This is a genomic window from Micrococcaceae bacterium Sec5.1, assembly GCA_039636795.1.
Classification (GTDB): domain Bacteria; phylum Actinomycetota; class Actinomycetes; order Actinomycetales; family Micrococcaceae; genus Arthrobacter.
In genome coordinates, this window is sequence record CP143430.1 from 2,449,716 (window position 1) to 2,472,594 (window position 22,879).

Annotated in this window: 18 protein-coding genes and 2 pseudogenes; 14 read left to right on the forward strand and 6 right to left on the reverse strand. The window is 58.5% G+C overall.

What is annotated here, in order from left to right:
• Positions 1–25: 25 nt before the first annotated feature.
• Both VUN82_11255 and VUN82_11260 read right to left on the reverse strand, forming a co-directional pair.
• Complete coding sequence (locus tag VUN82_11255; GenBank protein ID XAS74359.1) at positions 26–1,057, reverse strand: LacI family DNA-binding transcriptional regulator; 1,032 nt, start codon at positions 1,055–1,057, stop codon at positions 26–28.
• A 266-nt stretch (positions 1,058–1,323) separates the two neighbouring features.
• Complete coding sequence (locus tag VUN82_11260) at positions 1,324–1,656, reverse strand: hypothetical protein (protein XAS74360.1); 333 nt, start codon at positions 1,654–1,656, stop codon at positions 1,324–1,326.
• 444 nt (positions 1,657–2,100) lie between these two features.
• Here VUN82_11260 and VUN82_11265 point away from each other — a divergent pair, with 444 nt between their 5' ends.
• From VUN82_11265 to VUN82_11285, 5 genes are all read left to right on the forward strand, one after another.
• Positions 2,101–2,955, forward strand: a complete 855-nt coding sequence (locus tag VUN82_11265) for an ABC transporter ATP-binding protein (GenBank protein ID XAS74361.1) — start codon at positions 2,101–2,103, stop codon at positions 2,953–2,955.
• Positions 2,952–3,830, forward strand: a complete 879-nt coding sequence (locus tag VUN82_11270; GenBank protein ID XAS74362.1) for an ABC transporter permease — start codon at positions 2,952–2,954, stop codon at positions 3,828–3,830. The genes VUN82_11265 and VUN82_11270 overlap by 4 nt, the downstream gene beginning before the upstream one ends.
• A 416-nt stretch (positions 3,831–4,246) precedes the next feature.
• Entirely contained in the window at positions 4,247–5,344 is a 1,098-nt protein-coding gene (locus VUN82_11275; GenBank protein XAS74363.1) for an ABC transporter substrate-binding protein, read from the forward strand.
• A gap of 89 nt (positions 5,345–5,433) precedes the next feature.
• On the forward strand, positions 5,434–6,624 hold the full coding sequence (locus VUN82_11280; GenBank protein ID XAS74364.1) for an NAD-dependent epimerase/dehydratase family protein: 1,191 nt from the start codon (positions 5,434–5,436) through the stop codon (positions 6,622–6,624).
• 67 nt (positions 6,625–6,691) lie between these two features.
• On the forward strand, positions 6,692–7,444 hold the full coding sequence (locus VUN82_11285) for an SDR family NAD(P)-dependent oxidoreductase (GenBank protein ID XAS74365.1): 753 nt from the start codon (positions 6,692–6,694) through the stop codon (positions 7,442–7,444).
• Between the two features lie 702 nt (positions 7,445–8,146).
• Here VUN82_11285 and VUN82_11290 read toward each other — a convergent pair.
• Entirely contained in the window at positions 8,147–9,388 is a 1,242-nt protein-coding gene (locus VUN82_11290; GenBank protein ID XAS74366.1) for an IS110 family transposase, read from the reverse strand.
• A gap of 966 nt (positions 9,389–10,354) precedes the next feature.
• Here VUN82_11290 and VUN82_11295 point away from each other — a divergent pair.
• Positions 10,355–10,667 (forward strand): annotated as a pseudogene (locus tag VUN82_11295) (transposase).
• Between the two features lie 99 nt (positions 10,668–10,766).
• Here the strand turns inward: VUN82_11295 and VUN82_11300 are convergent.
• Both VUN82_11300 and VUN82_11305 read right to left on the reverse strand, forming a co-directional pair.
• On the reverse strand, positions 10,767–11,912 hold the full coding sequence (locus VUN82_11300) for an acyl-CoA dehydrogenase family protein (protein ID XAS74367.1): 1,146 nt from the start codon (positions 11,910–11,912) through the stop codon (positions 10,767–10,769).
• Positions 11,913–12,004: 92 nt separating this feature from the next.
• Complete coding sequence (locus tag VUN82_11305; protein XAS74368.1) at positions 12,005–12,535, reverse strand: nuclear transport factor 2 family protein; 531 nt, start codon at positions 12,533–12,535, stop codon at positions 12,005–12,007.
• A 506-nt stretch (positions 12,536–13,041) separates the two neighbouring features.
• Here VUN82_11305 and VUN82_11310 point away from each other — a divergent pair.
• Positions 13,042–13,794: an NAD(P)-binding domain-containing protein gene (locus tag VUN82_11310; GenBank protein ID XAS74369.1), complete on the forward strand. Its 753-nt coding sequence runs from the start codon at positions 13,042–13,044 to the stop codon at positions 13,792–13,794.
• A gap of 39 nt (positions 13,795–13,833) precedes the next feature.
• Here VUN82_11310 and VUN82_11315 read toward each other — a convergent pair.
• A pseudogene (locus VUN82_11315) lies at positions 13,834–13,973 on the reverse strand (IS481 family transposase).
• A gap of 785 nt (positions 13,974–14,758) precedes the next feature.
• Here VUN82_11315 and VUN82_11320 point away from each other — a divergent pair.
• The 7 genes from VUN82_11320 to VUN82_11350 all read left to right on the forward strand — a co-directional run bounded on the left by VUN82_11320 (position 14,759) and on the right by VUN82_11350 (position 22,629).
• Positions 14,759–15,907, forward strand: coding sequence for an LLM class flavin-dependent oxidoreductase (locus tag VUN82_11320; protein ID XAS74370.1), 1,149 nt, complete (start codon positions 14,759–14,761; stop codon positions 15,905–15,907).
• A gap of 111 nt (positions 15,908–16,018) precedes the next feature.
• The gene (locus VUN82_11325; protein XAS74371.1) at positions 16,019–16,951 is read left to right on the forward strand and encodes an isocitrate lyase/PEP mutase family protein; all 933 of its coding nucleotides are present in this window, start codon (positions 16,019–16,021) and stop codon (positions 16,949–16,951) included.
• Between the two features lie 172 nt (positions 16,952–17,123).
• A complete protein-coding gene (locus VUN82_11330) occupies positions 17,124–18,365 on the forward strand; it encodes an acyl-CoA dehydrogenase family protein (GenBank protein XAS74372.1) in 1,242 nt (413 codons plus the stop codon).
• 234 nt (positions 18,366–18,599) lie between these two features.
• Complete coding sequence (locus tag VUN82_11335; GenBank protein XAS74373.1) at positions 18,600–19,352, forward strand: SDR family NAD(P)-dependent oxidoreductase; 753 nt, start codon at positions 18,600–18,602, stop codon at positions 19,350–19,352.
• Between the two features lie 208 nt (positions 19,353–19,560).
• Positions 19,561–20,727: an acyl-CoA dehydrogenase family protein gene (locus VUN82_11340; GenBank protein ID XAS74374.1), complete on the forward strand. Its 1,167-nt coding sequence runs from the start codon at positions 19,561–19,563 to the stop codon at positions 20,725–20,727.
• 135 nt (positions 20,728–20,862) lie between these two features.
• On the forward strand, positions 20,863–21,828 hold the full coding sequence (locus tag VUN82_11345) for a cyclase family protein (GenBank protein XAS74375.1): 966 nt from the start codon (positions 20,863–20,865) through the stop codon (positions 21,826–21,828).
• 69 nt (positions 21,829–21,897) lie between these two features.
• Complete coding sequence (locus tag VUN82_11350) at positions 21,898–22,629, forward strand: SDR family NAD(P)-dependent oxidoreductase (protein XAS74376.1); 732 nt, start codon at positions 21,898–21,900, stop codon at positions 22,627–22,629.
• Positions 22,630–22,879 lie beyond the last annotated feature (250 nt).

The window sequence follows — 22,879 nt, forward strand, 5'->3', positions numbered from 1 at the left end:
TCTGCTCGCGCACGACTCATCTCAACTAGGACTCGGCTGGCGCGTGGGCAGTGGAGCCTCGAACGATGAGCTTTCCCTCGAGCCGTCGCCGCTGAGGCGAAGGCCCTTGCGTTCCGTCGATCCGCTGCAGGAGTAGCTCAACGCTTATCCGGGCCATGTCTGTAATCGGCTGATATACCGTGGTTAGGTCGTACGCAGCCCAGTCCGAGATCGGGATGTCGTTGTACCCGATCACCCAGAGCTCCTCGGGAACACGAATGTTTGACTTGCGAGCGGCGTCGAGAACCCCGTAGGCGACGAGATCGTTGACGCAGAAGATCGTGTCAGGTTTGCTCTTGCTATTCCATAGCTGTTCGAGTGCCGCCTGGCCGGAACCGTAGAAAAGGTCTCCGTAGACGACGCGACTTTCGTCCATAGGGTACCCGAGGCTCGCTAGACGCTTCCGGAAACCTTGTTCGATTTCACGCCCTGGGCTGAACGCGCGGCCCCCTACCCATGCGATATTACGACGACCATTCTGGATCAGGTAGTCAGCTACCCGGCCGCCACCTTGGACGTTCGCTCCGGCCACGGTGTCTGTTGCCACGCCGCGGATCGTGCGGCCCATGAGCACGATCGGTGCGCCTGTATTTATATCGGCCTCAAGCTCCGGCATGTTATCGACTGCTGTGGTATAGATTAGGCCGTCGACGGACCGCTCGCGAAGCGCCTGCAAAGCATCCGGCGCGCTACCATCAGCGTTGGCCAGCCATACACTCAAACGGAGCCCGTGACGGGTCACGTGTTCGTGCACCTGTCCCATCACTTCCAGCGAGTACAAGTTGACAGGCGTAGCCACGACGACACCGATCGACCTTGAGCGTTGGGTACGCATTGCTCGAGCGGAGGCGTTAGGCACAAAGCCAGTCTGATTGAGGACCTCCGTAACCGCCGAGCGGGTTTTCGCCGAGACGTTGGGGTGCCCGCTCAGGACGCGCGACACTGTACTTTGGGACACGCCGCTCAGCCGCGCGATGTCTCTGCTCGTTAAGATGTCTTTTCCAGTTGTAAGGGTCACAACACAGATTCTAGCGTCGAAACCAGTCCAACCTAGTACGCGTGGGTGTCGAATGGCGTACGTATTCAAGTTATGCCACGGGAATGGCCTTGCTGCGCTCCTCTTCAGGCCGGCATTTGTCAAGGAATTTGAGGTCAGCGTGTGTCGGGCTGCCTGTTCCGTCTCTGGTTTTCGGCACGCTGGTTGATCGAAGCGGTTTCGTGCAGCGCGAGGCCTTTTGGGGTCCGTCGTTTTGCCGAAGCGTTCGGTCTGCACCCGCGCAGCCGTCAGCGTTTCCGTCCTTCAGCGGCCTTGCCTGAAGGGAGGCCGTAATGCACATCTGTGGCGGTGTGCAGGCACATGGCGGCATGGCGATGCTCGTGGGTGTACCAGTCCACAAAGCCGGCTATGAATTCGCGGTCGTCGCCATTGGAGCTGAACGGCTCCGGGAAAGCGGGCGTATGTGAGCGTCTTGAACCACGCCCCGAACTGTACGGGTTTTCGTGCTGGCACAGGGCCTTGAGTGCGAGCGGGTGATTTACATATCCGTCAGCAGCGCGGCGACGGTCTTGGACGCTGTCGACGTCCCGCGGTCGGTATGGACAATGTGCGGATGCCATGCGACGTCGAAGATTTCCTTCATCATTCCTCGGCCGGCTGCGCTGACTCATGGGCGTGGGAGGTCGTGCCGACCATGTACGGCGTAGATATCGATCATCAGGCAGCAATCGCAATAGGTGTCCTTGACAGGGCCGGGCAGCTCGGTGATGTCCCAGGTATGGATCCGTCCTCGGTGCCGTGGCGACCAGTTCCGGTTTCGTGCTGTCGGGTGCGTGGCTGAGCGCCCGGTCGGCTATTTGTCTGATCGCAGCCAGGATCCGATGGATGGTGGAAACCGATTCCGCGCGATGTTCGCACCTCATTGACATCGTATTCAAAAGCCGGTAATTTTAGTGTTTGTCATCACAGAATCCCACGCGTGCCAGCTCCTGAGTGAACGTGATGATCGCCTCTTTATATAAGAACCCTCAATGACGCACGGATCATTATGAAAGTGAGCGCGAATGATGCTCGAGTCCATTACTCCACCGACCACATCAGCGGCCGATGTACACGGTACGTCTGCACTTGACCAGAAATTTCAGGTTGAGTACTCGAAGGTGGCGCGCACGTTCAATGGACGTTCGGGTTCGTTCGTCGCAGTCAGGGACATAGATTTGCAGGTACGCCCCGGTGAGTTCGTGTCGATCATCGGCCCGAGCGGTTGTGGCAAGAGCACATTGTTGAATATGGCTGCCGGGTTATTGGACCCGAGCGAGGGGACGGTCTCATACTCGGGCAAACCGGTTCAGCGCACCAACACCGACGTGGGATATGTGACCCAGAAGGACTCGCTGTTGCCATGGCGCACTGTGGAGAGGAACGTTGGTCTTCCATTGGAGTTGCATAAGATTCCAAAGGATGAACGCAAGCAACGTGTCTCGCAGATGCTACGGCGGGTTGGGCTGGAAAAGTTCGCCAAGCACTATCCGTCTCAGTTGTCCGGCGGGATGCGGCAGCGGGCCATGCTCGCTCAAACCTGGGTATACGGACCTCATACCCTTCTGATGGATGAGCCTTTCGGAGCGTTGGATGCGCTTCTTCGCACTCAGCTCCAGGCGGATCTTCTTGAAATGTGGCAACGCGAACAAAAGACGATCCTATTCGTTACGCATGATCTTGAAGAGGCAATACTCATGGCGGATCGCGTGGTCGTGTTTAGCGCAGCCCCCGGAACTATTTTGCATGTGGAATCCGTTAATTTTGAACGGCCACGCGACTTGATGGAGCTCCGATCCACCCGAGAGTTCGTCGACATTTGGAAGCGTCTCTGGAATTTGCTGGAGACACAGATCAACGTAAGTGGAGTAAGTCAATGACTTCGATCGTTCAAAAAGGTCATCAAAGCCCATCGGAGCCAAAACACGACAGGGTCGGCCAGCGACGCGGTCCCAAAGGTCCGAGCCGTCGCTGGTGGTTAATCTTCGGGTCCCAAGCGATCCTGCTTGCCATGATATTGATCTCGTGGGAACTAGGCTCAGGGCGGCCGGGCGAGCCGGGCAAATTTCTCGATGAGTTCACTGTCAGCAGCCCATCTGCGATCTGGGCGGCGCTCGAACGGTTTGCAGAGACAGGCCTTCTCTGGAGCAATATCCTAGTCACGTTTAACGTCACTCTGATCGGGTTTGCCATCGGCGGCGGTATTGGGTTCGTGGCTGGAATCGTGTTGGGCTTGAATCGATACCTTGCGGCCGTCCTGTCCCCATTCCTTTCCGCACTGTTTGCCACACCGAGAATGGCGCTGATTCCGTTGTTCATTCTCTGGTTCGGAATCGGTGATGGCTCCAAACTAGCTCTCGTCGCGAGTGTTATCTTCTTTCTGATCTTCTACTCAACTTTCGCCGGGGTGAAGGATGTAGACCCTCAGCTCATTGAACGGATGAAGCTGATGAAAGCTGGCCGGTTTAGTATTATCCACAAAGCGGTCCTGCCTTCGGCTACAAGTTTAATCATTGAGGGGCTGCGCATTTCCGCACCTTATGCACTTGTGGCAGCCGTGACATCGGAAATGCTCTCGTCCAATAGCGGTATGGGCTTCCTGTTGATCACTTCGGCGACCCAGTTTGACACCGCCGGTGTCTTCGCCAGCATCGCCGTGATGTCCGCCATGGGAATAGCTGTCATGGGCCTCGTTAGTCTGCTCGAGAGGCGACTTCTGCGATGGAAGCCCAGTAATATCAACCGTCAACGGTGACCACTGCGACCAGTGATACTACGGTTGATGTGCTGAGCCTTTGGTGTCGCATATAGCCCCTCTGAGAGCCCCCGAGAACCGACAGATTTAGACCTGGATCACCAGTGGATGAGATGGTATCCACCTCATCCATCGCTCGTCCCCCTTTGGAGAAATCAGGTCCAGGCGATCACAAAGGTCAGTATTTCGCTGTAAGCCGGCTTCGGACGGTTGGTAATAAAATATTGGCTGAGCGAGCGGTGCAAGTCGATGTAACACGGCGGCTGCGTGTCGTTGCCCAACCGGCAGGCACCACTCTCGTCATTGACTACGTATTCATATGTGGGACCCCGAGCCATGGTCCCTAGTCCCAGACTGGAACAAGATTGGTGACGCGTGCTCGTTGCACGTGGCGCCGTTGATCAAGGAGAAGAAGCATGATCAGACACATTCTGAGGGGCAGCACGGCGCGAGTTCTAGCGGCGTCCATCACCCTCGTGTTGGGCGTGACGTTGTCCGCGTGTGGACCTGATAACGCCCACTCGGCAGGTGACAAGTCGGCAGGAGGGGGCGCGCTGCCGAAGATCCGTGTTGCCACGGCGGGAAAGGTTCCAGCATATGCGGAAGTTGTGTGGGGGATCGAGAGCGGTATCTTTAAAAAGCACGGAGTCGACGTTGAGATGACTCCACCCGCCTTCGGCCCAGATGTAGCCAACCTAATCATCAACGGCAATGCTGAAATTGGTGTCAGTAACGCAACGCTCGTAGCCAGTGCTCGCGACGCAGGGCGGCCTTTGGTGGCGATTGCGACATCCGCGACCCCCTACCGTATCCAGCTGGTATTCACGAACGAAACAGACCAGAAGCTGCGCGGTCAAGGACTTTCAGAGTCGTCGAAAATGAGCGATCTCCTCCACGCACTCAGCGGCATGACTCTTGGCACATACTCCGCCGGTTCTTCGGTCACGGGCACGTTCCGGTACTTGTTATCTGAATCTGGGATCAATCCTGAAAAGGACAACATCAAACTCCAGCCCATGCCGGACAACGCGGCGCAGATCGCTGCAGTTGCCAACAAAAGAGTGGATGGGGTGGTGACTGCACTGGGAGGCTCGGCCGCTGCGATTGCGAGCCAAAAATCCGGTGTCCTCTGGGACTTGTCAAAGATGTCGGGTAACGAGACGCTTTTGAAAGTTTCGAATGCCAGTCTCCTCACCTCCGAGTCGGTCGTCGGAAAAAGTCCTGAGGCACTGCAATCCTTCCTGGACGGATACCGGGAGACACAGAAGTCGCTCCGTGCCGGGCTATCGGCGGAGGATGCCGCGCGCCTCAAGAAGCTGCTCGGCCCGGACATGGATCAAGGGATCTACGACCAGACAATGGCTGACGTAGTGCACGGCTTTTCGGATGACTACGTTACGTCTGAGGCCCAATGGGATGCCTTGGTCAAGATATCCGAGATACTCAAGGGCGGCCCAATATCTGTCCCGTACGATAAGGCCATCGACAACCGTTTCGCCATGAAGGTCAAATAGTCGCACCTAGTCCACAGCAGCGTGGGCACGCTGAATTGAAACTGAATCGAGTTGGATGAGCGCGCCCGCGCTCTGCCTGGATGGCCCGTTTGCTCATCGTCATCGTATTCAAGAAAGGGTTGCGTCTGGTCTTCGGCATGGAGGCTCACTCAATCCATCGGCGTATGGGCACAATATCGAGCCGACCCCAGGCGAGGCGACCGTTTATGGGCGGGGCAAACGGCCTGGCCGGCTGGACTAAGAGGTTGAACTGGAAGCGCAGGATTGAAGGGGTGCTACAGAGCAGCATTTCCCGCATACAACAAGGGAGTCTTCAGGTGACGGACAGTATTCTCGTTACGGGTGGCACAGGGCAGATTGGTGCGGAAGTCGTACGACAGCTTGTAGGACTAGGCCATCGGGTGGTCGTGCTGGACTTCAAAGTCAACACGGCGAATATTGCGGATGTCATCGACGGCGTTTTGGTAGTGGAGGGTGACATTACTGATCTGTCCTTCATGATGAAACTCGCTCGACGCGAGAATGTCACTCGAGTGCTGCATCTGGCCGCGTACCTAGCGGTTGAGTCCAATGCGAATCCGATGCGTACAATCCATGTGAATATCCTTGGTTCGGGAAATGTTTTGGATACAGCTGTGGCCCTCAACATGGAGCGTGTTTGCTACGCCAGTACAGTCTCCGTCCTGGGGCCGCAGGGGATGTATGGAGACTCGCTGGCAACTGAGAATTCACCCACGTCACCGATGCGTCTCTACGGCGCCAGCAAGAGAACCGTTGAAGTCACCGCTGACGCCTATAAGGATCTCTTCGGCCTGGATGTAGTAGGTATCCGACCTGTTCTCGCATACGGGATGGGCCGCTACACAGGTGGCATGGGGGGCTTCAACTCAATGATCCGTGATGTGGCACTCGGCCGCCCCGCGGTATTGAAGCAGACCAAAAATTTGTCGACTCGGATCCAGCTGATCTACAACGCTGACATGGCCCGTGCCTTTGTGGCGGCTTTGGTCGGCCCCTCCACACCGCTGTCGCTCTACAACGCCCCCGTAGTGGAGACGATCACCTGGCATGATGTGATTCACACACTTCAAGATTTGGTTCCTGGTGCGGATATCTCTCACGAATCCACTTCCGGAGATTGGGATACGGCGCTCATCGACGGCGGTGCGGCCCAACGCGATCTGGGCGTGATACCCCAGTTCGATTTCCGCGCCGGCGCAGCAGAGATGATTTCGCTATTCCGCGAACAGGAATCGGACACCTCCCCTAGCTTGACATGAACTGCGCACGGGAGTCTGTCGCAGATGCCGAACAGATGTGATTGATAATAAAAGTCGAAGGAGAATCGTGGAACTGAAAGACACAACAGTGCTGGTGACGGGAGCTGCATCCGGACTGGGTGCGGCAACTGTCGATGCCCTCATCGCGAGAGGCGCCGCCGTGGTGGGCATCGATCTGCCTTCCTCTATCGAACAGGCTTCCAGCAAGAATGGACTGACATACGTAGCCGCGGATGTAACAAACGAGGATGAGGTGAGAGCGGCGCTCGATGCAGTCGGAAATGGCGTTCTGCGCCTTGCTGTCAATTGCGCGGGGATCGGGCCGGCTCGTCGGATCCTGTCATCCAAAGGCACCCACGATCTGGCGACATTTCAGCGAACAATCAATATCAACCTCGTTGGCACGTTCAATGTGATGCGCCTCGCGGCCGAGAAAATGTGCGAAAAGTCTGCGGATGAAAATGGCCAGCGTGGCCTCATCGTCAACACCGCGTCCGTTGCGGCGTTCGAAGGTCAAATCGGACAGATCGCATACTCAGCATCCAAGGGCGGAGTGGCCGCGATGACGATCGTGGCGGCTCGAGACCTTGCACGATCGGGAATCCGGGTGAACACGATAGCCCCCGGAATAGTAGACACTCCGATGCTGGCTACCGTGGCTGACGAGTACAGGGCGCGGCTGGCCGCGGGAGTTCCGTTCCCCGGGCGGCTCGCGCGACCTGACGAGTTTGCGCAACTCGTCATGATGCTCGCCGAGCACGACTACATCAACGGCGAAACGGTGCGCATGGACGGAGCACTCCGCATGGCGCCTCAGTAGCCGTCAGCGCTGCAGCAATTTGGGTTTCTGTCTTCTCTGTACCCGAAATGGGACATCGCGATGAACGCTGTAGATCGCGTCGCGTTGTCTGTGGTCAGCGCAGTCCCACAGACTAGACTTGGGCGGCGGGCGGCCATTCCCAGTAAGCCGCCCAATCGGCAGGGAGACTTGTGCCATACCCGGCTCCCTGACCTGGGACCAAGGCGCGGAAATGGCCGCCCGCAAATCCTTCACCATAGCTCAATGTAGTAATTCTCAATCAGCGATCGAGTCATTGACGGGCCAATACTTTCGCCAAGGAACCATCCTGTCCCTCTGTCGTTGGGAAAGGACGTGCTGGCACTGTTATCGACAGGTCCAACCGGAATTGGAGCTGATCGAAGGGGACCTGGTGTTTCATTTGAACCGCGTTGCCAAGGGCTGGCTGGGTCGCAGAAGTGCTCGTCCATACCTATAAACGCGGAGATATCCGCCGGTCGTGAGGTCTGTTGGGCCACTGATCTGAGCGCCGGAGGCACGGATGCGTTCGATCGGCAGCCCTCCCCGGTGCCGATCAGATCAGCGTGGACCTGCGGCTTCCCGCCGCCCGACCGCCCGACCAATCTGATCTGCAACCGCACCCGGTCGAACAAGAAGCTTCGCACCACCTTGCTGGAATACTTCCTGCGCTTTGACATGTAATTTCGGTGGGGCGGAAGGTCGCTAGGTGGTTTGGTGGAGGGGCTCGATGGTGACCTGGTAGCCGAGGGACTCGAGTTGCTGTAGCGCGCGGGCCTTTGCCCTGCCTGGGCTGTGCCGGGTGAAGTAGTCCGCTCCGGGGTCTTTGTAGAGTTCGCCGGTGGTGAGCATGTGCCAGGCGGCGGTGAGCATGGAGTGTCCGACGGCGACGAGGGCTTTCATGGGTCCGCGTCGGGCGAGGATGCGCCGGTACTGGGCGGAGAAGTATGTGTTGTGTGAGCGCACTGCGGCGAAGGCTGCCATGCCCAGGGCGCCTTTGAGATATTTGTTGCCTGGTCTGGTTTTGGTGGATTTGACGCGGCCGGCGGATTCGTTGGCGCCAGGGGAGGTCCCGGCCCAGGAGGCCAGTTGTTCGGCGGTGGGGAACACGGTCATGTCCGCGCCGGTTTCGGCAATGAAGACCTCGGCGACGCTTTTGTTGAATCCCGGGATGCTGATCAGGAGTTCCCGGGCGTTGCAAAAGGCTTCCATCGCCGCCTCGATCCTGGCGCTGAGGTCCTCGATATCGGAGGTGCGCGCGTCGATCCTGCGCAGATAGAGGGCTGCCATGTAGCGGTGGTGGTCCCTGAACCGGCCATTGAGCGCTTCGGTAAGTTTCGGGATCTTGTGGCGCAGCTTCCGTTCGGCCAGCTGCGCCAGCACGGTCGGATCGTCCTGACCATCGATAAGGGCTTGGAGCATCAATCGTCCCGAAACGCAGTTGATGTTCGAAGCCACCGACGAAAGCTTGATGCAGGCATCCTCAAGGAGTTTCTCCAAGCGTTGAATCTCGCGGGTCCGTTCGCGGGTGATGATGGTCCGCGCACGGGTCAGGTCCCGCAGTTCACGCACCGGCGGCGGCACAAATGATGCCCTCACGAGCCCGTCGGCTCTCAGATCCGCCAACCATGCCGCGTCCGAAACATCCGTTTCGCGCCCTGGCATGTTGCGGGCATTACGGGCGTTGACCAGAATCACCTCCAGCCCGTCGTCTTCAAGCAGGTAATAGAACGGGCGCCAGTAATCGCTGGTGGCTTCCATCACCACCACGCTCACGCGCTCATTCAGCAGATAATCGCGCAACTCCAGAATCCGGAACGTCACCGCAGCCCACGTCGTGACCGTGGTTCTCGTGGCATTGCTCGCGGAACCCTGAACCCTAAGGCAGACCTTCGCGTCCTTCTTCGACACATCGATTCCCGCGCAGCGGGGGTGGATGACTTCCACGCCCGATCACCTTCCTTGAACCGTTCTGTTGGGCAGGAAATGTCTGTGTTCCGGGGAGGGCGGATTCAAGAACAAGTTTGACATTCGTGCTCACCGGCAACAGTCCACGGTCCCGCGGACAAAAGCTGTGCCCTTCACCACCAGATTGAGCCACAGGCTCACAGGCACCACTAAACGGACGGGGTCAACCGAAACACACTCCTCAGTCTGCTCCGCCCAACCATCACCACGCCAGAGGCTCCCCGCGCACATATTTCCGTACCCACGGCGCGGCGAAGCCCCTGCATGATTGAGCGCGCGTTTGACTACTCAAAGAAGGCGCCCCTGCTCCTCTTCAGCGGCTGCCAGAGCACTGAGGGCATACGGCGGGCAGGACCGACCCGGCTCGCCGGCTGACTGAGGAATGAGGCTGCCGGAACAGTGCCAAGATGGCTGAGACGGCACTGATAGGCGCGAACTTCCAGCACACTGTCCTGCCTATCCAGCCCACATGCGCTGCCCTGGTTGTCCGGCTGGCCGAGCATTCAGTACGCTCGATGCCGAGGTGCCGCAACCTGGGCGGTCCGACCTAGTCGATCGGCTCGCCAGCATTGCGGGCCTCGCCCCTGTCCAGCGTGATTCCGGATGAATCAGCGGGGAACCTTCACCGGCCATGTCGGTTCAACCGCAGGCTTCCTGCGGACCTGTTAACTAGGCCGCCCTCTCCAGCCTCAAGAACAGCCCGGCCTCAAGAATATCTATAAAGACCGGCAGCGCCGAGAAGGAAAGTCCCGTAAACAGGCTCTCATCGCCCTCACAAGAGGCCGTATCAACATCCTCTGCCGACCGTGGATGCCAAGAAGAGCAGTGATGGACAAGTCCGATGCCCTGGAGGCCCACCGGATCGCCACAGCCGTTCTGCCCGTGTCGGTGGACAACCTGGGCCGGGCACGCCTTCATGACGGGGTCCGCCAGGCCGCGCCGTTCCTGGAGGAGACGGGGTTCAGTCCGACCTACGCTGCGAAGTGCCTCGCCGCGTAGGTCGTGCGAAGGCAGGGGGCATAACGAAGCAGCATTTGCCTCGATGACCCGGGTAAATCCGATCCCCACGTCCTCCGGGAACAGTGTCCGGCACGGGCCCGAACCGTGGGGACCGATCTTTGAATAGTGCGTTGCCCATGGTCGCCATCGTCAGGATGATTTATGACAGCGAAACGCGCCAGTACGTGGAGAAGCGATGCGCCGAGGGTTGTGCGGACAACGAAATTAGTTGCTGCATCAATTGGCACGTCGCATCTACAGCACGCTCAACGGGTATCTGGCGGAAGAGACGTGGACGAAGCTGGATCGGGTGCGAATACCGAAGCAATGTCATCCCATCTGGTCTGCCCTGTGGGGCTTAGGGCGACCCGGGCAGTGCACCTGGCATGTTAAGGAGGTTCGCGACAGTTGAGTAGTGCATGTCTGCGGTACATTCACCGATAAGGAGTCCGGCCGCGTCACGCAGGTAGATCTCGATGCCTTCTGATCGCTGGTAGCCGCGTCCGCCGTGAAGAGTCATACATGTGGTCGCGACTTCGACGGCCATTTCGGTTAGGAAGGGCTTCAGGAGGTGATCCAGCACGGCGTCGCCTTGGCCGACGTCGACGAGTTGTGTTGCATCATAAAGCATCGATCGTCCTGCTTCGATGTTCTGTTTCATGCGCACGAGCTTGTGCTGAAGAGCCTGCATCGACGCAAGTGGCTCGTTGCGGACCGTGCGCTCACGCAGGAAGGCGTCTGTCTTTTCCCATACTCCCTCAGCAATTCCCAGTGCCATTGCTGAGATGGGGTGCGTTGATACTTTGCTTGCGCCGGTGACGTCGACGAGTTGGCGGTCTTTCACGAGCTCGCTCAGGTCGCGGACATACTCCGCAGGTATCCGTACGTCGGTCAGTTCGAAGCGGCCCCAGGGTGCACCAACGCCCATCTTCGGCATCGGGCTGACCTTCACACCGGGCGTATCGGCGGGTATCCAGAACAGGTGCATGTCGCCGTTGACCAGTCCCGAGACGCCCACCACGTCGGCGAAGGTTCCCTGTCCCGCGAAATGGCGTACGCAGTTGAGCACGAACTCATCTCCCTCGCGCCGCGCGATGTCGGGGTGTTCAGCGTAGTTCGCATAGCCAACCGGATCGGTGGAGGCGAAAGACACCGTTGTCTCACCGGATAGTGCACTCTGGGCCCAGCGGTCGGCTACGGCCGGAGTTTTGACCATATTCACCGGAATGTTCATCTGCATCATGGCGCTCATGGCCACCGCAGGACATTCACGCGAGAGTTCCTCCATGACGATGACTATCGCCATGACGCCCATCTCGTCGCCGCCGAGCGACTTCGGTGCAAAAGTGCGCAAGATGCCGGCCTCGCCCATGAGCCGGTTCATCTCCTTGAGGAACGGAGGGTTCTCGTAAGCTTCCAGCCTCCGGGGCCCGACGGTTTCTCGGGCAAAGGTTCGTACCTTCTCGCGGAGCGCGAGTTGGTCTTCGGTCAGAATTCTGGACATGTGACTTGATTCCCTACTTGGTAATGTCAAACTTGCTGTCGGTGCTCGACGCCGTGCCGAGATACACCATCACGTCACGACGAAGTTCAGCTCTAGACGCACTCGACGCGCTGACGCTCTAGCCTGAAGGTCTTGATATACCAATTACCGTCTTCCAAGCGGATGTAGGTCTCGTGGTATGCGCCGAAATTATGCATGTACTTCACCGGTCGGCCAGCCGGAAACCAGTGGTGGCTTTCGAACCGGAACCTCGCCGTGGCGGTCATATCCGAGGTCAGTACGATGTAGGGGTCCAACACATGGTGCACCATTACGTGGTCGGCCGGGACGCCGATGTGCTCCGAGTAAATAGCGTCACGGCCGATGAGCGGCCACTCGACCTTAGAAGCAGATTGCTTGAAATAGTCAGAAATCGCGCTGGAAACAGGTTCTTTGGTGAACGGTTGGAGCGGACCCGGGAAGTCGCTTTCATCGAATACGGCATCGGGAGCGAATACCGAGGCAAAGTCATCCCACTTGTGTCGGTCAGCGCTGTATGCATACTTACTCTTGACTTGTTTGATCTGCTCAATGGCAAACAGTTGATCGGCGATGCTCATGGCGAGCTGGGTGGATGCTGACATTCTTTCCCCTTCGAAGTTGCACAGCGGCCTGGAGGAGTTGTCCCCACTGTCCTGTGGGCTTCTTTCTATCAGCGCCTTCAGCTTCGGTCAAGCCAACTTTGAAATCGGATGCAACGAAAGTGGAATCGAATCCATCATCAGGTTGGGACGGGCCAGGGGAGGTGGGTTCGAAAACTGGCAACCGCCGACTTGGGGCAGCGGTAGGCGATGCAGAAGTGCATTCAAGTTTTTTCAGCCGCTGTTGTGGTATCGTATTCAAGACGTACATGCAAGGTCCCGGCAGTGTCTTGTCAACGAGGGCGGAAGCGAAATTGATCGCGCCATCGGCAGGCCGTTGATGTTGGGTGGGCAGATGGTCGATGCCGGTTTTGAACGATGAGAATCGTTTGAAGTGTTCCAGCTTTTGTGGGCAGGGCAGTTAGCGAACTGCCCGTCCCGGGACCTTGACCACAGGAATCACTAGAAGCGGGAAACGATCTCGCCTGACGTATCTAGCGGAGGCAGTTATGAAGGTTGGAATTTTGGGCGCTGGATCGATCGGCGCCACCTTGACTCGGCGCTTGAGCACCGCTGGGCACGAGGTGCGCGTGGCAAACTCGCGGGGCCCTGAATCCATCGACCCGTCCCTGTTGACCTCCGGAGCGGTGGCCGTTTCCGCTGCTGACGTGGCTATTGACGCGGACGTCTTCATCACGTCTATTCCGCTCTCGCGCACGCCCGGCATCCGGCCACTCTTAGAAGGCGCCGCAAAGAGCGCGATCGTTATCGACACATCCAATTACTATCCTGAGCGAGACGGCCGAATTGCAGTCCTCGACTACGGCAGGGCAGAAAGCTTATGGATCTCTGAGCAACTTGGTCGACCCGTCACGAAGGCCTGGAACGCCATCACTTCAGAATCGCTCGCGGATAAACCGATGAAACCGGGCACAAGCGGCCGCATTTCGATCCCTGTTGCATCTGACGACGATACGAGCCGCGCTGTGGCCATGCAACTGATTGATGAGACTGGGTTCGACGCATACGATGCGGGGCCCCTCGCAGAGTCGTGGCGATTCCAGCCGGGTTCACCGGCATACTGCACCGATCTCACTAGTGCAGAAATGTCTGACGCACTCGCCTCAGCACAAAAGAATCGGTCACCGCTGAGGAGGGATCTCGTGTGGAAGGTGATAGCGGAACGCACGGATGGGTTCAAAAGTGTCGATCCTGACTTCGGCGACTACCTCGTACGTCTGAATCGGGCCATCTATCTGTAAGCTCGCGTGATCCAAGTCATGTCGATACATCAACGCCGGATACGAGCGGTAGCAGGAACCGTTATCGGTCAGGACCGTTGACAGTGATCCCGTGGGACTCGAAGTAGGCGTTGGCGCGTTCCCAGAAGCCGTGTCCCGGTGTCCTATTTCTCATCGGTGAGGATCTCGGAGTAGGCGAGCGCGGGAATGGTCTTCGAGGAACCGGAGAGGACCCTGTGGACCGCGAAGGGATGGATGCCGGTAACGGGCCTCCCACCGCGCGGCGGTCGTGACGGATACCTGGGAACGTTCAGTTGCCCGCCGCATAGGCCAATTGCGACGATGCATCTGGCAAGGCCGAGCCGTCCACCGGCGCCAGGAGCGGGTTAGTACGGGACATTGAAGACCTCCTTGTGGTTCGGACTCTGGACAAGCCCCACTCCACTCGGAGGTCTTCTTCTTGTCACCTAATCAGGTCGCATGGTCCTAACGTCCGTGGGCAAGATATCAAGACGATATGGATTGGGAAGGAATCGGGGACCCTTGTCGGTTCCCGGACCCTTTTGAAGGCCAGTATCGCCACCTATGACCCGAGCGCTCCGATCCAAGGAGGGGCGTCCTCCGTTGTTGCTTTGGTGCACTCCGAATCCTTTGCCGGCGTGATGGCTCTACTAGGAGTGCCCGCAAGGATATTCCTGGAGGGCCACCATCGATGCAGGAGAGGCGCAGCGTGGTAGCTGCATTGGCCTAAGGGTCGGATCGCCCAGGTCTCTGCCCCGACGCGATATGGCTGCTGACCTTGATGGCTGCGGCGCTCTCTAATACGCGGAGGTTTTCTATGAGTCCACGTGATCGGTATCGCATTCAGGACCGTCGTGGTATCGTATTCATAAGTTTGTTGGATGGTGTGGTTGTCTGGTTTTTTTGGGAGCCACGCACGATTGGGTTAAGTCGAGGTGGAGTCTTGTCAGCAAGGACGGAAGAGATGTTGAACGTGCCTTCGGAAGCGGTTGATGTTCGCGTGGACAAGTGGTCAACGCCGGTTTTGAATGATGAGAATCGGTTGAAGTTGGCCACGTTCGCTACCAATATGCGCGGGAGTGTGACGCTTGCCAATGTAGAGGGCAAGGTCCTGGGCAGTTGGGAGGAGAGCCTTCGGTTGGCGCAGCATGCTGACCGGATCGGGTTTGACGCGGTGATCCCGGTGCAGCGGTGGCGCGGGTTTGGTGGGCAGTTCAATTTGTCGGACCGCTCTTTTGAGCCGTTCACATGGGCCACTGCGTTGTTGGCGCGAACGGAGCGGATCCAGGCGTTTGCCACGGTTCAGGTTCCCGTGATCCACCCCATGATGGCGGCCAAGATGGCAGTGACTGCCGATCATGTGTCGGGGGGCCGGTTCGGGATCAACGTTGTGGCGGGGTGGTTCCCGGAGGAGTTCGCAATGTTCGGCCTTACCCAGCGGGAGCACCAGGCCCGGTACGCCTACGCTGATGAGTGGACGACTCTGCTCAAACGCCTGTGGACCGGGGACTCCCCGGTGGATTTCGATGGTGAGTACATCAAGGCTGTTGACGCGTTCTCGGACCCGCACCCGTTGCAGGACCCCTACCCGGTGATTATGAATGCGGGCACCAGCGGCCCCGGCCGTGAGTTCGCTGCCACCCATAGTGATCTCATCTTCGCGTCCCTGCAGGACATGGCGACCGCGCAGCGTCAAATCGCCGAGATCAAGCAGCAAGCGTTGAGCTCCCACGGTCGCCAGGTGCGTGTCTTCGGGCGGGTGCACATCGTGTGTCGGCCGACCGAGCAGGAAGCTCAGCAGTACTTCCGCTGGGTGCACCGGGACAACGCTGATGTTGCCGCGATCGAGAAGTTGCTTGCGGGGGTTAGCGCCAATTCGGACAGTTTCGACGTTGATCCGGAAGAGCACGCCAAGACAATCGAGCGACTCGCTGCCGGCCGTGGCGCCATGACGATTGTTGGTACCCCTGAGCAGGTGGTCGCATCCCTGCTGGAGCTGACCAACGCCGGACTCGACGGAGTGGCCATCTCCTGGGTCGACTACGACGAGGGACTCCAGCAGATGGAAGACGACATCCTGCCCCTCATGATCCAAGCCGGCCTCCGCAGCTAAACACATGAGCCGTTTGGACCTGCAGCACCGCTGCGGCGTGGATGCTCGGAACACCCCGAAACCAGACTCAGGTAGTACAACAAGCCTGCGCTCTATAGAGAGGAACACCTAATGCCATTGAGCGGTACAACAAGGAGGCCAGGGTCGGCCGCCGCTCGCTTGCGTGAACTGATCGCGGGTGATGGGATGATTCATATTCCTGGGGTTCATGACCCCTTTTCGGCGCGGGTAGCCCAGGATCTAGGATTTGGCGCGGTGACCATCGGCGGAGGGGTCACCGTATCGGTGGCATACCATGCGATTCCTGACATGACCATGATCTCCACCCGCGACATCATCGATGTGGCCCGGGGCATCACGCGGGCAATTGACATTCCGCTCATCGTCGATTTCGACGACGGGGGAGGTAACCCACTCCAGGTACGTCAGGCGCTGCAGATGGCGGAAGCTGCCGGTATTGCCGGCGTCATGATCGAGGATACAAACTTCGCCTACCCCAAGCACACGCCCCCCAAAGAGCTGGGGAACGTCATGCAGTTCGACGACAACCACCACCTGACACGCGATGCGGCTGTTCAACGCGTACGCGCCGCGGTCGAGGCGCGCAGGGATCCAAACACGGTCATCGTGGCAAGGACTGATAGTGCCCTGATATCGAAGGACGAGGCTCTGTTGCGCATGCGGTTATTCGCTGAGGCTGGGGCTGACGTGATCAAGCCAACGCATTTCGAATGGAAGGATGCTGCAGAAGCAGTAGAGGCATCATCCGGAGTGCCGGTGATGATGGTACCCATCCGATTCGGTAGTGCAACCCGCGAAGAGCGTGAATTCGCGCTTCAAAGCGGTGTAAAAATTCTGCTGGACCCGGTTCCTGTCTCCTATGCAATATACGAGGCAGCTATCAAGACGCTCACGGAACTAAAGCAAACTGGCATGGTGGACGCGGATTATTCAGGCACTGCCAAGACCGTTCAAGAGACAATCCGCTACCGTGAATGGGGCGAACTCGCGATGCGATATCAAGCGTCGGGTGCGGCGTCATGATTGCATTGCCGACGGCGCTCAAATTTAGACCACTGGCATTGACTGTGCTGTCACTCGGCTTGGGGACTCCTCGCGACTCCCGTTACCGTATGCCTAAGCTGGCCCCGACAGCAAACGACTACTCTTGCACCCGATCACGACTCGAAAATCTCGCCCTACGGAGGTCAACATTATGGAGTCAGTAATTGACGCCTCGATCTGTGACACTAATCACACGTCAGAAGAAGCGCAGAGGTGGGTTGACGTAGCACGTTCGCTGGCGCCGCTCGTAGAGTCTGAAGTCGCGCAAGCCGACCAGGACAAGGTCATCACGTCAAAGGTCGTTCAGGCGTGGAAGGACGCCGGCCTGTATGGCGTGTTGCTGCCAAAACACCTCGGAGGCGCGGGTGTGGACGCCGTTACGTATATTCAGATCGCGGAGGAGATCTCGCGCCAGGACGCCTCTGCTGGTTGGGTTTACGGTAACCATCAGACAGGCACCCTGTTCATTGGGATGCTTCTGCCGGCTGAAGCACTGCGGGAGCTCATTGGCCCAAACGCAGACGGCGTCGCCTGCGGCTCGGGTGCACCACAAGGACCCTTCGGCACTGCAAAGCCCGTGGAGGATGGCTATCTTGTCAAAGCACCTCCGAGGTTTTTCGGATCCGGCTCGCAGCACGCGACGCGAGTGGTCAGCCGGGTAGCTCTGCTCGACGAGAACGACGAGATGCTCATCGGTGATGACGGGGAGCCCAAAGTCGTCTTCATTTGGGTGGACCCTGAGCACGTCGAGTGGAAGCACGATTGGGACCCGTCTGGTCTCGCCGGATCAGGCTCAGGGTCCTATCTAGTGAAGGAACACGTCATCGAGGAAAAGTGGATGGCAATCCACGACGGCACGGACTTTCCTAACGACCCTGTGTTCGCCCAGGGGTTTACATCGGTCACGACACTGCACCACGTCGGTACGGGGCTAGGACTAGCGAAGCGAGCCATCGAGGAGATGGCGAAGTCCGCTCACGGACGCCGTCGCGGAGTGGTACCTTCCCTGGACAACTATCCGCTCTTTCAGGCCGAGTTTGTTCGCGTTGCTTCGCTGTACCAAGCGTCGCGCGCATTCATTCTGGACTCCTACAAGAACCTCTGGAAGGCGGCGGCGGAGCATCGTTTGAGTGAACTGCACATTGCGCTTATCGAGCAAGCAGCACTGCACCTCTACCGGTCGCTTGACGACATCATTGCAACCGCATCGCTGTGGGCGGGGTCAGATGTCATTGCGAAGGATGGTATTTTCGCTCGCCTTAATGCAAACGCACGGGTCGCGATGAGCCACCTGCTGGTAGGTCCGCAACACGCCGTTCAGATCGCGCCCGCGTTGCTGGACAACTGGCAAAGTAACTCTCGGCCCGTTCAAGGGAACAGTAATCATGAGTGATTCGCTGAGCACGCTCGCCGTATTACAGAGCAATGTCGGCAGGGCGAAGGTCATCATCGAATGACCTTCCCGCTAAGAACGAAGGGCAGCGTCGTCGGAGACGTTCGAACTGTGGGTGCAGGCGAGGGACGCCGCCCCATCGTCGCCCAAATCGCGTCCCGCGAAGGCTGACCGCGAACGCGACGAGCTTGACGAGCAGCGCGAACACCAAGAATCCGATCAGGAGTAGATGCAGTGGTTGACAGGCTCAAAGATAAGGTCGTAGTGATCACGGGCGCTGGGTCAGGAATTGGCCTCGCCGCGGCGAGACGATTTCACGTGGAGGGCGCACGGCTCGTATTGGCTGGTAGGAGTGAGGCCGTCCAGGTTGCAGCGGATGAGCTTGGTGTCCGAGCCGTAGGCGTTCGCGCTGATGTTTCGCGCGCTACAGACGTTCAACGCATCATCGATCTCGCAGTTTCCGAGTACGGTGGCCTTGACATACTCTGTAACGTCGCAGGAGCAGATCCAAGGTCGAAGATGTCCTTTGAGGACGAGACCGATGGTGACTTCGACCTCATGGTCAGCGTAAATCTCCGGGGTGTCTTTAACACGATGAGGGCTGCGATACCGTTTCTGCTCGCGCGAGGTGGCGGTTCGATCGTCAACGTTGCCTCGAGTGCTGCGCTGATAGCGTCCCCGTACTTGTCGACCTATAGTGCGGCGAAGGCGGGCGTGCTCGGACTGACTCGAACCGTAGCGGTCGAGTACGCGAGCCAGGGAATTCGAGCCAATACCGTTTGTCCGGGGCCCATACAAACTCCGATGCTGGACAGAGGAAGGGCAAATAATCCGGTGGCTGCGGACTACATCAAAGAGAAGATTCCGATGGGGCGGATCGGAAGGGCCGACGAGGTCGCAGATGCCATGCTCTACCTTGCCAGTGATGAATCCTCATACGTCACGGGGGTTGCACTTCCGGTTGAAGGTGGCCAGACGGCTAAATAAACGGGTTGGGATCGACTCGCGCTTCCAAACTGGGAATGCAGGATGTTTGTGCTCGCCACGCAGCTTGATTGACATCATATTCAACCGTTAGGTCGACGGCGGTCGCACGGCTCAGTCACAGAGCGACGGATCGTCTAAGGTCAGCTACCCGTCACGCCTTCATGAGTAGGTGCGACAATTTTTTGCTTCTAGAAAGGGAAATATAGGAATGTTCGGCCTGAGCGAGGACCAAGTAGACCTTATCGCCGCCAGTCGTACTTTGGCGCTCGACACGTTTAAAGCGAAAGCTATGCAGTGGCACCGTACTAAGGAGTACCCCGCCGAGAACATCGCCGCTCTGCGAGATGCGGGGCTGCTTGGGCTTTGCGCACCAAAAGCGGTCGGCGGCGGCGGGCGCTCTGAGTTTGACGCGCTGTTGGTGCTCGATGCGATCGGCAGCGTGTGCCCGACTACAGCTGCAGCCATGAATGTGTTCGACGTCGGTCCACTGAGCATCCTCACCAAACATGGGAGTGCGGCCCAGCAGGAGAAATACATCCCCAGAATGTTGAATGGTGAGCTCCGCCTTTCGATCGCACTGACCGAACCTGACGCAGGCTCAGAACTGACGGGTTTGAAGACAAGCGGTCGAGTTCAGGGCTCCGAGGTCCTCCTTAACGGAGTCAAGGTTTTCTCTGCCGGAGCCAATGCGGCTGATGTTTTTCTGGTCTATGTCCGCTTTGGCCCGAAGCTGAGCGACATTGGGGCGGTAATTGTTGAGAAAGGGTCGCCTGGCCTGGTCACGGGACCCACCAGAACCTTTATGTCTGGCTCAACGTGGGCGGAACTGCGATTCGAGAACTGTCGGGTCCCGGCGGAGAACATTCTGCCTTTGGAGAACGGATTCAAGGACCTCATCCTGACTTACAACATGGAACGCCTTGGAGCCGTTGCCAAGAGTCTCGGAATTGCCGAGTGTGCAAGGACTCGTGCGCAGGAGTATGTCGTAAGTCGCCACCAATTCGGCGGACCCCTGTGGGACCAGCAGGGACTGAGGTGGAAATTCGCCGACATGGAAATGCGAATTGAGTCAGCGCGGCTGCTCATGATGAAAGCCGCCGCCAATGCCGTTGACGGCAACCCTTCGCGCATCGAGTCGAGCATGGCCAAGCTCGCCGCTAGTGAGGCGGCTTCTTTCGTCTGTGATGAGGCAATCCAAGTGTGTGGGGGTACGGGATTCGACGAGGAAAGTGGTCTGCCCTGGCTCTACGGACTTGCCCGCAGTTACCGGATCGCCGGCGGGGCGTCGGAGCTTCATCGAAACATGATCGCAAAGGATCAGCTGGCGTCGAGCTGGACTTTCAAAGACCGGGCACCTAGCGAGGTCGGGGCCTAGACACATGTGGCCATCGTGCACAGGAACGGTTCAGACCCTGATGTCGGTAAACGACTTCAAAATTTGATGCTCTTTCGCCGCATGTCACCACTAGGGAAGTTGAGAACGGCAGCCAAGAGAGGAATGAGTTACGACATGAGCAGCGAAAGACCGGACCTTCCGGACTATGACGAGCTACCAAAAACCGACTTCGGCATCGGAGCATCATGGGGGCTATTCGGGCCATCCGACGAGGACGGACTGCTGAACCTGCACGGTCCGGCGACAACTCTTCAAGCCGCCCAATCGATTGTCAGCGGTGAAGTCATCCGGCTCGATGCGCCGCTCGACTTTTTTGACCCCCCCCTGTACGGGCGGCCGCGTTACACGAGGCATACCGTGGTCACGGAGAATGGCAGCGTTGACGAATCGTACTCGGCCCTCAACCCGCAGTCGAGCAGCCAATGGGACGCACTCAGCCATGTAGCAGCGTACCCGGGCGTCTATTACAACGGGGCAACACTCGATGAAGTCCTGGAGGGTCGTAACTCGATCGCCGGTTGGGCTCGGCGAGGAATCGTCGGGCGAGGTGTACTTCTTGACCTCCAGAGGGACGCGGAGCTCAACGGGGAACCATACGACCCAGCAACCCCGCACGCATTCTCCGTCGCGGATCTTGAGAGCGCGCGGCAACGAGCAGGAGTGGAGTTCATTCCCGGGGACATTATCCTATTGCGCACCGGGTTTGCCGCTTGGTACGCAAGCTTGAAGCCGGACGAGCGTCAGCATGTTTCGGATCGCGCGAATATGGTGGCGGCAGGACTCGAACACACGGAGGAGATGGCGCGATATCTCTGGAATATCCACTGCAGTGCAGTTGTGAGTGACACACCCTGCGTTGAGGTTTTTCCGATGGGGAACTCGAGCCCGGAGTCACCGTTCGGCATACTTCACCGAGCCTTGCTCGGTCACTTCGGAATGGCAATCGGCGAGCTTTGGTGGCTCGAGGAGTTGGCCGCACGAAGCCACGACGACGGCCGAGCGACGTGCATGCTGGTGAGCGCTCCGCTGTACGCCCCCGGCGGCGCTGGCTCCACCGCAAACGCACTTGCGATCCGTTAGCAATGCAAACGTCCAAGCAGTGCACAACAGTCATAGAAATAATGCAAACCTATCCCCGAGGAGATTAGCGTGACCCTTTCGTTTGACTTTCGAGGCAAGACCGCCGTCGTCACTGGGGCCGCGCGCGGCATCGGATATGAAATCGCCCGACTGCTTACTGAGGGCGGCGCAACCGTGTACATTGCCGACTTCGACCCCGAGGAGACAGCTATTGCTGCAGAGCGTCTGGGGGCGCGTTCGCTCGTAGTCGATGTGTCTTCCCCCTCAGTCGGTGAGGTCATCGATCAGGTCGTTGAGGAGGCTGGCTCGCTGGAAATCCTGGTCAACAACGCTGGCATTCTTCGTGACGGGGTGCTGTGGAAGATGACCGATGACGAATGGCACAGCGTGCTGGACGTCCACCTCACCGGCACTTTCCGTCTCACACGCGCGGCCGTGACGCCGATGCGCGCACAGGGCTTCGGGCGGATAGTGAACGTCACCTCTTATTCGGGCATGCACGGAAACTTCGGCCAAGCCAACTATGCAGCTGCGAAGGCAGGGATCATTGGATTCACCAAGACCGCGGCGAAGGAACTCGCTAGCTTCGGGATCACTGTCAACGCGATCTCACCCAATGCGCAGACCAGAATGATCTCGTCTATCCCCGAAGCGAGGCTTACGGAACTTACCGAGATGATCCCAATCCGGCGGTTTGCGGACCCGCACGAGATCGCCACCGGAGTCGGCTTCCTCGCTTCAGAGGAGGCCGCTTACATTACAGGCGTCGTGCTGCCAATCGACGGGGGAGTATCCATGTAGTCCGAACATCCTGGCCTGGAACGTGACATTTTGAGTGATATCCAGTGTTTAGGACGGGCCGAGCCTTTTCCGGGCCGCTGCTGCCCCGGTTGGGCCACCGGCCGTGGTTCCAGACTTCGGCTGTGGGCTTGTGGGGGCACATAGTGCGGACGTCGTAAGGCGCGACTGCGTTACAGATTGCGCCACCGTTGGGAGCGACATCTTTCCAAGCTCGTGCTCGGTGAGTGGGGGACCAGACCCGAAAGCGGAC